Origin of the sequence: Pseudomonas sp. IPO3778 (assembly GCF_013386825.1) — a bacterium.
GTDB lineage: Bacteria > Pseudomonadota > Gammaproteobacteria > Pseudomonadales > Pseudomonadaceae > Aquipseudomonas.
Window position 1 is genome coordinate 1 of the sequence record NZ_JACARC010000104.1, and the last position, 10,858, is coordinate 10,858.

The 10,858-nt window shown below is 63.6% G+C and carries 11 protein-coding genes; 3 read left to right on the forward strand and 8 right to left on the reverse strand.

Features of this window, described 5'->3' with window-relative positions; all coding sequences use genetic code 11:
* Positions 1–138 precede the first annotated feature (138 nt).
* The 8 genes from HX855_RS32140 to HX855_RS32175 form a co-directional block, all read right to left on the reverse strand.
* Complete coding sequence (locus HX855_RS32140; RefSeq protein WP_177091555.1) at positions 139–909, reverse strand: SDR family NAD(P)-dependent oxidoreductase; 771 nt, start codon at positions 907–909, stop codon at positions 139–141.
* 27 nt (positions 910–936) lie between these two features.
* On the reverse strand, positions 937–1,995 hold the full coding sequence (gene rhaT, locus HX855_RS32145) for an L-rhamnose/proton symporter RhaT (RefSeq protein WP_177091557.1): 1,059 nt from the start codon (positions 1,993–1,995) through the stop codon (positions 937–939).
* A gap of 39 nt (positions 1,996–2,034) precedes the next feature.
* Positions 2,035–2,355, reverse strand: a complete 321-nt coding sequence (gene rhaM / locus HX855_RS32150) for an L-rhamnose mutarotase (RefSeq protein WP_177091559.1) — start codon at positions 2,353–2,355, stop codon at positions 2,035–2,037.
* Positions 2,355–3,236 carry an amidohydrolase gene (locus tag HX855_RS32155; protein ID WP_177091561.1) on the reverse strand — a complete coding sequence of 294 codons (882 nt, stop codon included), beginning with the start codon at positions 3,234–3,236 and terminating at the stop codon, positions 2,355–2,357. The genes rhaM and HX855_RS32155 overlap by 1 nt, the downstream gene beginning before the upstream one ends.
* Positions 3,237–3,308: 72 nt before the next feature.
* A complete protein-coding gene (aldA, locus tag HX855_RS32160; RefSeq protein ID WP_177091563.1) occupies positions 3,309–4,742 on the reverse strand; it encodes an aldehyde dehydrogenase in 1,434 nt (477 codons plus the stop codon).
* 10 nt (positions 4,743–4,752) lie between these two features.
* The gene (locus HX855_RS32165; protein WP_177091565.1) at positions 4,753–5,553 is read right to left on the reverse strand and encodes an aldolase/citrate lyase family protein; all 801 of its coding nucleotides are present in this window, start codon (positions 5,551–5,553) and stop codon (positions 4,753–4,755) included.
* 11 nt (positions 5,554–5,564) lie between these two features.
* The gene (gene rhmD, locus HX855_RS32170) at positions 5,565–6,749 is read right to left on the reverse strand and encodes an L-rhamnonate dehydratase (protein ID WP_177091567.1); all 1,185 of its coding nucleotides are present in this window, start codon (positions 6,747–6,749) and stop codon (positions 5,565–5,567) included.
* 15 nt (positions 6,750–6,764) lie between these two features.
* Entirely contained in the window at positions 6,765–8,060 is a 1,296-nt protein-coding gene (locus HX855_RS32175; protein ID WP_177091569.1) for an MFS transporter, read from the reverse strand.
* Positions 8,061–8,176: 116 nt separating this feature from the next.
* Between HX855_RS32175 and HX855_RS32180 the strand changes: the two genes are divergently transcribed.
* The 3 genes from HX855_RS32180 (at position 8,177) to HX855_RS32190 (ending at position 10,661) form a co-directional block, all read left to right on the forward strand.
* Complete coding sequence (locus HX855_RS32180; protein WP_177091571.1) at positions 8,177–9,118, forward strand: LysR family transcriptional regulator; 942 nt, start codon at positions 8,177–8,179, stop codon at positions 9,116–9,118.
* A gap of 92 nt (positions 9,119–9,210) precedes the next feature.
* Complete coding sequence (locus HX855_RS32185) at positions 9,211–9,729, forward strand: sigma-70 family RNA polymerase sigma factor (RefSeq protein ID WP_177091573.1); 519 nt, start codon at positions 9,211–9,213, stop codon at positions 9,727–9,729.
* Positions 9,726–10,661, forward strand: a complete 936-nt coding sequence (locus HX855_RS32190) for a FecR domain-containing protein (RefSeq protein ID WP_177091575.1) — start codon at positions 9,726–9,728, stop codon at positions 10,659–10,661. Before HX855_RS32185 ends, HX855_RS32190 begins: the two co-directional genes overlap by 4 nt.
* The last annotated feature ends 197 nt before the right edge of the window (positions 10,662–10,858 follow it).

Consider the following 10,858-nt stretch of genomic DNA (forward strand, 5'->3'; position numbering starts at 1 on the left):
GGCACCCCGAGCCTAGGCGAGGTGCCGAGTGGTGGGGCAAGAGCCTTTTGGTTACTTTTGGGCTCTTTTCAAAAGTGACCCGCCGTAAGGGCGGAACCCATAGCGGCCGTTACCTAAATAACGGATATACCCCCAAAACTACTGCAAATTAACGAACAACCCCCCATCCACCAACAGCGAAGCCCCGGTCACATACCGCGCCATGTCCGAGGCAAGAAACACGATGGGCCCGGCAACATCCTCAGGCTCACCCAACCGCCCCAGCGGCGTACGCGACGTCATGTACGCCAACTTCTCCTCATCCGCCAAATCCTCCTTGTTGATGTCGGTAGCGATCGTCCCCGGCAACACCGAATTACAGCGAATCCCGTAAGGCCCCAACGCAATCGCACACGACTGCATCAACGAATGCAGCCCGGCCTTGGTCGGCGTGTAATGCGTTTGCATCCCGCCCCCCACCAACGCACTGATGGAGCTGACCGCGATAATCGCCCCTCCCTTGCCCTGATTCTTCATCTGGTTCGCCGCCGCCTGCACGGCGAAATAGGCGCCATTGAGATTGGTATTCACCGTCTTCAGATACACCTCACGCGGCATGTCGAGGAAGGAGTGAAACGGGCAAATCCCGGCATTGTTGACGAACACATCCACACTGCCAAACGCCTTCAGAGCACCCGCCACCAGCTTGTCACCAGTATCCGGATCCGCCGCATCACCACCCACTTCCACCGCCTGCCCCCCAAACCCCTTGATCTCCTCGATCAACGAAAACGCCGCCTCAGTCCCCTGGCCACTGCCACTGTGGCCAATCACCACTCGCGCCCCCTGGCGCGCGCATTCGCGGGCGGCAGCACGGCCAATGCCACGAGAGGCGCCAGTGATAATCACGGTTTTATCTGCAAGTAACATAAATGAACTCCTGGAAAACAAACGGCCTCAGCCGAGATAGTTGCCGTAACCGACCATGGCGATAGCGCCGAGAATTACTGCGATACCGGCAACCAACACGCTTTTGTTGGTAGCGCTGGTCCCCTGCCATTCACGGAAATACAGCCCCCAACCGTTGGACACGATGATGATGAACGACATGTGCAGCACCCACGAACTGGCGTCGTTCTGCAGGCGGCTTTCGCCCATGCCGTAGAAGAAAAACTGCAGGAACCACAAGGTCCCGGCGCACGCCACCAACAGGTAATTACGGAACAGCGGAGTGCTGCGATCGGTGTAGTTGTGGAACGTGCGGTTGCGCCAGTTCAGCCACAGGCACCAGAGGCCGTTGGTGGTCAGCCCGCCCCACATGATCACCATAAAGGTCACGTTGTTCTGGAACAGGCTGTTGGCACCGTGTTCAACGGCAGCGGCCGCCAGTGGACGCCCGGCGGAAATGCCGTAGCTGAAGCACGCGCTCAGCACCCCGGAGATCACCGCCACCAGCATGCCCTTGGCCACCGAGAACTCGCTGATGCTGGCGAATTTCACCGCTTCCGGCACTTCACGTTCCTTGATCAACCCGGCCTTGCCGCACACGGCGATGCCCACCAGCGATACCGCCACGCCCCACAGCACCCAATGCCCGCCCTGGGAGGCGAGCATCGAGGTCAGGGTGCCCTCGGTGGCGTCGGTGAACAGGTCGCGGTACAGCGCCGGCATCAAGGCGCCGAGGGCCGAGGTCAGGCCCAGTACCAGGGACATGCCCAGGGACAGCCCGAGGTAGCGCATGGTCAGGCCGAAGGTCAGCCCGCCGATGCCCCAGAGCACGCCGAACAGGTAGGTCCAGAGCAGGGTGCTGGTGTCGGCCTGGCGCAGGATGTCGGCCCAGCCGGGCACGGTTAGTTGCGCGGCAATCAGCGGCACGATCAACCACGACACCAGGCCGCCGGTGATCCAGTAGCTTTCCCAGGCCCAGCCACGGACCTTCTTGTAGGGGATGTAGAAACTGCCGGAGGCGAAGCCGCCGATGAAGTGCAGAATCACACCGAAGAGAATGATTTCCACGTAGTCGAATCCTTTTTATTGTTGTGGTACCGCGCTGATTCAGCCTGGGGTGAGGCTGAACATCGGGGTCAAATCCACGCTGACGGGCGAGGCGTCCGGGTGGCTGGGCATGATGTCTCGCATGTGCTGCCACCAACGTTGCATCAGCGCGGTACCGGGCAGTGCATCGAGGCTGTGGTGGTCTTCATGGGTCATCACGGCGAACAAGGCGTTGCTGGCCTCGTCGAGGAAGATCCGGTAGTCCACCACGCCGGCATCCCGCAGGGCCTGGGCCAGTTCCGGCCAGATCTCGTCGTGGCGGCGACGGTACTCGGCGTGCTGGCCGGGGTTGAGGGTCATGCGAAAGGCTCGGGTCTGCATCACTGGCCTCCGTGGGGTGGCGTGGGGCTGTAGATGCGCACCGCGTTGTGCAGGAAGAACTTGCCTTGTACGTGCTCGGGATGGCCCGCCATGCAAGCTTTCACCAGGCCCAGGGTGGCGGCGAAACTGGCCAGGTGATCGCTGTTGGGCCAGTCGCTGCCAAAGAAGCAGCGGTCTTCGCCAAAGGCTTCCCACAACACGGCCAGGCGGTCGTTGTAGAAGGCCGGGTCGAGGATCAAACCCTGGGGGCCGACCTGGGGGATCTCCGCCAGTTTGGCAAACACATTGGGCCGTTCGGCCAGGCGCATCAGGTCGGCGTGGTACGCCGATTCTTCACCGGCGGGCACGCTGGCGTTGGGCAGGTGATCGACAATGATGCGCAACTCGGGCAGGGCATCGCTCAGGTGCAGCAGGCCCTTGATCAATCGTGGGTTCGGGTTGGCGCTGTCCAGGCCGCGCCCGCATTCGGCGAGGCGACGCAGGCCCTCGATAAAGCCGGGGCGCGCCTGGTCGTCGAGCAGGTCGCGGTCCCACAGGTTGCCGTAGCGCAGGCCGAGAAACAGCGGCTCATTGGCCAGGGCGTCAAGGTCGGTGGCAAACGCCGGATGCAGCGGGTCGAGGTTGCCGACAAAACCGAGCATGCGCGGGTCGCTGCGCAAGGTTTCCAGCAGCCAGCGGTTGTCGTCGCGCCATGGGCTGGCTTCCACGGCAATGGCGCCGATCACGTTATGGTCGGCGGCCAGGGCCCAATAGTCCGCCGGCAGATGCGCGGCATACAGCGCGTTGCCCGGTTCTGGCCAGGGAATGCCCTGGGGGCGGCGCGGGTCGAACAGGTGCAGATGGCTGTCGATGATCGGGCCGCTGTAAGGGGTAAGAGGCATTGCGCAATCCTTGTCGGAAGAATTGATAGGGAAGGGCCCGCACGCTACCGCGCCAGGGCCCGTTGCACCACCTCAGCCCTGCAGGTACACCGCATGGGTATGGGTGTACTCATACAGGCCGTGCTTGCCATCGGCACCGCCGATCCCGGATTTGCGTACGCCGGCGTGGAAGCCTTGCATGGCTTCGAAGTTCTCGCGGTTGACGTAGGTTTCGCCGAACGACAATTCGCGCACCGCCTGCATCGCCTTGCCCAAATCGCGGGTGTAGATCGAGGAGGTCAGGCCGTAGTCGCAGTCGTTGGCCATGGCGATGGCCTCATCCAGGTCATCGACAATCTGGATCGGCAGCACCGGCCCGAAGATCTCTTCGCGCATGATTTCCATGTCGGCGCGGCAGCCGGCCAATACCGTGGGCTGGAAGTGAAAGCCCCTGCCCAGGTCGGCGACCTGCCCGCCGGTGATCAGGGCGGCACCTTGTTCCAGCGCGGTGCGCACCTTGCGGTTGACGCTGTCCAGGCCCTGGCGGTTGATCAGCGGGCCCATCTCCACATCGGCCTGGGCAATGGGGTCGCCGTAGCGGGTGGCGGCCATCGCGGCGCTGATGCGCTCGATAAACTGATCGGCCACCTTGCGCTCCACGTACACCCGTTCGGCGCAATTGCACACCTGGCCGCTGTTGATGATCCGCGAGTCACGAATGGCGTTTACCGCGAGGTCCAGGTCGGCATCGGCGAGGACGATGGCAGGTGCCTTGCCCCCCAGCTCCAGGTTGAGCTTGGTGATATTCGGTGCCGCCGCTGCCATGATTCGCGAGCCGGTGGCGACGCTGCCGGTGAAACTGATCATGTCCACACCCTTGTGGGCGGTGAGGGCGCCGCCGACGTGGCCGTCGCCGCAGACCACGTTGAACACCCCGGCCGGCAGGTCGGTTTCGGCCACCAGTTTGGCGAATTCGAAGCAGTTGTTGGGCGTCTCTTCGCTGGGCTTGATCACGATGGTGTTGCCGGTGAGCAACGCCGGGGCCATCTTGCGGGCGATCAGGAAGAACGGGAAATTCCACGGCAGGATGCCGGCCACCACCCCCAGGGGTTTGCGGAACAGGAAGATGTTTTCGTTGGGGCGGTCGCTGGTGATGATCTCGCCTTCAATGCGCCGCGCCCACTCGGCCATGTAGTCGAGGTAGTCGGCGGTGAAGTTGACTTCGACTTCCGCCAGGCCCGTGACCTTGCCTTGTTCCAGGGTGATGGTGCGCGCCAGGTGGGCGACGTTTTCCCGCAGCTTGGCGGCGATGCGGCGCAAGTGCCCGGCGCGGTCGATCGCCGGTTTGCGGGCCCAGTCTTTTTGCGCATGACGGGCAGCGGCCAGGGCCTGGTCGACGTCCCCGGCGGTGGACGCCGGGACCTTCGACAGCAGGGCGCCGGTGGCCGGGTTCAGCACATCAAGGTGCGCATCGCTTGGGGTAAAGCGGCCGTTGATAAAGTTCTGGTAGACCGGTACGGATGACATGGGCAGCTCCTCAGTAGGTACGTGACGGCGTCTTGGCCTCGGCGGCCGGGCGATAGCGGGCCAGTGTCGCCATGGCACCCTGGCGCAGCAGGCTGATGTCGATGGCCACCGCAATGAACTGGCAGCCCCAGGCTTGGTAGCGGCGGGCGTCGTCTTCGTTGGGGGCGAGGATGCCGCAGGCCTTGCCGGCCGCCAGCGTGGCGTCGACCGCGTGCCGGATACGTTCCTGCACCTCGGGATGCCCGGGATTACCGGCGTGACCGAGGCCGATGGACAGGTCGGCCGGGCCGATAAATACCGCGTCCACACCTTCGACCGCCGCAATCGCCGCGACGTTTTCCACCCCGAGGCGCGACTCCACCTGCACAATCAGACACAGCTGTTCATGGGCGGTGTTGAGGTAGTCGGCTACGCCGTCCCAGCGGGTGGCGCGGGTCAGGCCGCCGCCGACGCCACGAATGCCGTGGGGCGGATAACGCATGGCGCGCACCAGGGCCTGGGCCTGCTCGGCGGTTTCCACCATCGGGATCATCAGGGTCTGGGCGCCCACGTCCAGCAGTTGCTTGATCAGGTTGGCGTCGCTGCTCACGGCGCGCACCACCGGCGCGGTGGCGTAGGACGCCACCGCCTGCAGCTGGCTGAGCACGCTGGGCACGGTGTTGGGGGCGTGTTCGCCGTCAATCAGCATCCAGTCGTAACCGGTGCTGGCGACGATCTCGGCGCCATACGCCGTGGCGAAGCCGGCCCAGATCCCGTATTGCGCGGCGTCTTTACGCAGCGCGGCCTTGAAAGCGTTGTGGGGCATGTGCATGGCAGGAGTCCTCAGCGGTTATACGGACGATGCAGTGGGCAATCGGGGTTGAGGTCTACGCCGAACCCGGGCTTGTCCAGCGCAGACAAGCGCATCCGGCCATTTACCGGTACCGGTTCGCCGAGCAGTTGCGGGTGGAACATCGGCACCACCTCATCCGCCTTGGGCGCCATCATCAGGAACTCGGCAAACGGGCTGTTATGGCGGGTGGCGACAAAGTGGTAGCTGTAGACCGACGAGCCGTGGGGCACCACCAACGTGTTGTGGGCGTCGGCCAGGGCCGAGATTTTCACCAGCTCAGTGAGGCCGCCGCACCAGCCCACATCCGGCTGGATAATGTCGCAGCAGCCCATCTCCAGCAGCATGCGAAAGCCCCAGCGGGTGGCTTCGTGTTCGCCGGTGGTGACCAACATGCCTTTGGGCACGTTGTTGCGCAGCGCTGCGTAGCCCCAGTAGTCGTCGGGCGACAGCGCTTCTTCAATCCATTTCAAGCCAAATTCGTGAGCGCCGGTGGCCAGTCGGGTGGCGTAGTTGAGGTCCAGGCTCATCCAGCAATCGAGCATCAGCCAGAAGTCCGGGCCGACCCGTTCGCGCATGGTCGCCAGCGCCTCGAGGTTTTTGCGCAGGCCTTCTTCGCCTTCCGACGGGCTGTGGTGCAGGGGCATCTTGCCGCCGATAAAGCCCATCTTCTGGGCGAGGTCCGGGCGGGCGCCGGTGGCGTAGAACTGCAATTCATCCCGCACCGCGCCGCCGAGCAACTGGTGCACCGGTTCCTGGCGGATCTTGCCCAGCAGGTCCCACAGCGCCAGGTCCACACCGGAGATCGTGTTGATCACCAGGCCCTTGCGCCCGTAGTAGAGGGTGGACTGGTACATCTGGTCCCAGAGTTTCTCGACATCGGTGACGCGGGCGCCTTCCAGGAAGCGCGCCAGGTGTTTCTCGACGATATACGCGGCGGGTTCGCCACCGGTGGTCACGGCGAAGCCGACGGTGCCGTCGCTGGCCTCGATTTCCACCACGAGCGTGCCGAGTACGTTGATCCCGAAACTGCGGCGGCTCTGGCGGTACTCGGGGTATTTGCTCATGGGGGTGCTGATGTGATCGTCGATCCAGTGGCCGTCTGCCTGGTCGTGGTAATCCGCGCCGCCGCCGCGCAGCACAAAGGCGCGTACGTGCTTGATAGTGATGTTGCCCATGGTGTGACTCCTTGATTAAACAGTGGCCGGCGTGTTCGTCGCTTTTTGGCCTGGCGAATGGATACCGAGCACCAGCAAGGCGGCGATCACGGTGGTGGCAGACAGCAGGTAAAGGCCGGCCGCCGGGGAGTGGAAGGCGGTTTCCGCCCAGTTCTTCAGCACCGGGGCGATAAACCCGCCGAGGGCGCCGAAGGAGTTGATCAACGCGATGCCGGCGGCCGCGGCGCTGCCCGCCAGGTAGCTGGAAGGGAAGGTCCAGAACACCGGTTGCACGGCGATAAATCCGGAGGCGGCAAAGCACAGGGCGAGCATGCCCAGCAGCGGGTTGGCGAAGGTCACCGAGCAGGCGATGCCGGCGGCGGCCATCAACAGGGTCAGGGACGCGGTTTTGCGACGCCCGCCGGTGCGGTCGGAATAGCCGGGAATCCACCACGCGGCGAACAGCGCGCAGACCCATGGAATGGCCGAGACCAGGCCCACCATCAAACCGACCTTGGTGCCCAACAGGCCGCCGACCTGGGTCGGCAAGTAGAACACCACGCCATACACGCTTGCCTGGATCAGCAGGTACACCAGGCACAGGTACAGCACGCTGGGCTGGCACAGCACATTCAGCAGGCTGCGCCCGTGGGTGGTTTTGTGCTGGTCTTCGCGGTCCAGCAGGTCCTGGATCTGGCGCCGCTCTCCCACGGTCAGCCATTGGGCATCGGCGGGGCGGTTGTCCAGGTACCAATAGGCCCAGATGCCCACCGCCGTGGCCATCAGGCCTTCCACGGCGAACAGCCATTGCCAGCCGTGCACCCCGGAGAACCCGTCCAGCTCCAGCAACAAACCGGACAACGGGCTGCCGAAGATGAACGCCAGGGGCGCGCCAAAGTAGAAGAACCCCATGGCCTTGCCGCGGACCGCGGAAGGGAACCAGTAGGTGAGGTAAAGAATGACCCCGGGAAAGAAACCGGCTTCGGCCACCCCCAGTAGAAAGCGCAACACGTAGAAGCTGGTTTCGTTGTGAGCGAACACCATGGCTGCTGAAACCAGGCCCCAGCTGACCATGATCCGGCACATCCACAGGCGGGCACCGACGCGGTGCATGATCAGGTTGCTGGGCACTTCCAGCAGCGCATAGCCGACAAAAAACACCCCGGCGCCAAAGGCGAAGGCGGCATCACTGAGGCCCGTGTCGGCCTGGAAGGCTTGTTTGGCGAACCCGACGTTGGCGCGGTCGAGGAAGGCCATGATGTACATCAACAGCAGGAAGGGCAGCAGCCGCCAGGAAATCTTGGCGAGCAGAGACGCAGGCAAGGTCTTCATTGTTCAGTCCGGTGTTTTGTTCTTATGGGAAGGACTGTACGGCGCTCGATCTATACGCTACAAATCGAATCTCGCTTACAACTGATAACCTCAGGGTATCGATAACAAGGAAAAAAATGAGTAGTCCCACGATCTCCCGCAGCCTGTTCAACCGCCTGCGCTACAAGCATTTGCATATGCTGGTGGCCCTGAGTTCCAGCCAGAACCTGCACCGCGCGTCCCAAAGCCTGAACATGTCGCAGCCGGCGGCAACGCGCATGTTGCGGGAGATCGAGGACATGTTTGCCTGCGACCTGTTCGAGCGGCTGCCCAGGGGCATGCGTCCTACCGCGCTGGGCAAGGAACTGATCCGCTTTGCCGAGTCGGCCCTCAACGGCCTCGACCGCTGTGCCGAAGAACTGATGGTGCGCCAGCAGGGCGGCTACGGGTATTTGTCGATTGGCACCATCATGGGGGCGGCCCCGGACCTGGTGATGGACTCCATTGCGCAGATCAAGGCCCTCAACCCGCAGATGCGTATTCGCATCATGGGCGACACCAGCGACCAGGTGATCCAGTTGCTGGAGCAAGGCCGCATCGACCTGGCCATCGCCCGGCGCAACGCGGCCACCGACAGCGAGCATTACAGCTTCGAACCCCTGGGCAATGAACGCATGCTGGTGGTGGTGCACGCCGGCCATCCCCTGGCCCAGCGCCAACACCTGCCCCTGGCGGAGCTGGTCAGCGACTGGCCGTGGATCCTGCAACCCCAGGCCAGCCCGGCGCGTATCGGCTTTGATGAGGCGTTGCAGCAACTGGCGTTGCCCCAGCCGGCCGACATCATCGAGTGCAGCTCGGTGTACTCCATGCAGCAACTGATTCAACTGACCGACGCGATCATGGTGCTCTCGGAAAGCGCCCTGCGTGACTACCTGAAAATGGGCCTGGTGGTGGCCTTGCCGGTGGCGCTGGAGGTGCAGCTCGCACCGTTCGGAATCATGCTGCGCAAAGGCGACCCGGTGAGTCGGGAGCTGGGGCTGTTTGTGGACATGCTCAGGCAAAAGGCCGCGATGCTTTAAACACGGTGTGCAAAAGAACGTGGTGTGCCGGTGGGATATTAAATAGAATGAATCTCATTTGAGATTAACTCGCGCCGCGCAGGTTACTTGCCATGAATGATGCTGTATTGCCGACGCACCTGGCTGAACCGAGTCTTCACACCTTGTACCGCGACCATCGCAGCTGGCTGGAAAGCTGGCTGCGGCGCCGCTTGGGCAACGCCTGGGATGCGGCCGACCTGAGCCAGGACACGTTCCTGCGGGTGCTGGCCAGCGCCCAGCCGATCGCGCAATTGCAGGAACCCCGGGCCTACCTGGTGACGGTGGGCAAGCGGCTGCTGGTGAATTTTCACCAGCGGCGCAGCCTGGAACAGGCGTATCTCAACGCGTTGATGCACTTGCCTGAGGCTTGCGTACCGTCCCCGGAACAGCGCTGGCTGCTGCTGGAAACCCTGCAAGCCCTGGATGAGCTGCTCGACGGTTTGCCACCGCTGGTGCGTCGTGCGTTTCTCTGGAGCCAGCTGGAAGGCCTGGGCTATCGGGAGATTGCCGAGCGGCTCAAGGTCTGCGAGCGCACGGTCAAACGCTACATGGCCCAGGCCTACGAGCATTGCCTGCTGGTGGACCTGTGAGCCGCACCGCACCGGATCTTGCCCGGGCGGCGGCGCAATGGTTGGCGTTGCTGGAATCCGGCAGCGCCACCGAGCGAGATCACGCCAGCCTGCAACAGTGGCGCGACAGCCATCCCCAGCACGAACAGATCTGGCAAAAAGCCCAGGTGCTGCGTCAGCGGTTTACCGATTTGCCGCCGGCCTTGGCCATGGCCAGCCTCGATCGCCCGCAACCGGGACGGCGTGCGGTGCTCAAGCGTGCCTTGGGCGTGGCGGCGCTGGTGCCGACCGCCTGGCTGCTGAGCCGGCAATTGCCCATCGACGTGTGGCGCGCCGACCTGCACACCGCCACCGGCGAACGCAAGCGGGTACCGCTGGCGGATGGCAGCAGCCTGCAACTCAATACCGCCAGTGCGGTGGATGTGGACGTGGCCCGGCGCCGTGTGACGCTGGTGGAAGGGGAGATGGCGTTGACGGTGCCGGGGGCTGGTGCGCTGACGGTGCAGACCCGTTATGGCCAGGTGATTGTCAGCCAGGCTGAGGTGTGTGTGCGGCAGCTGTCTTCCGGGTGCCTGGTGTCGGTGTTGAAGGGGGCGGTGCAGGTGCTGGATCTACGTGGGCAAATGGTGGCGGTGCACGGTGGGCAGCAGGTACGGTTGCTCGCGTCCGGGATGGCGGCGGCGGTGGCGTTTGATGCGCAGCAACTGGGTTGGCGCGAGGGCGTGCTGACGGCGCAGAATCAGTTGTTGGGCGACTTTTTGCGGGAGTTGGAGCGGTATCGGGCGGGTGTGCTGCGCTGGGACCCGAGCCTTGAAACGCTGCGGGTGACCGGGAGTTTTCAGTTGGCCGATACTGATCGCATCCTTGCGTTGTTGGCGTCGACGATGCCGCTGGAGGTGCGGTCGCGCACGCGGTATTGGGTGACCCTCACGCCGCGTAAAACGGTTGCTTGATGCGATCCTTGTGGGGGCTGGCTTGGGTGTGGTGGCCTTGAGTATCTACATATTTTGCGCAGAGGGTTCTGTTGGGTTGAGTACATATCCGTTGCTGCGGTAACGGCCGCTTAGGGTTCCGCTCTTACAGCGGGTCACTTTTGGCAAACGCCCCAAAAGTAACCAAAAGGTCTTTGCCCCACCACTCGGTGCCTCGC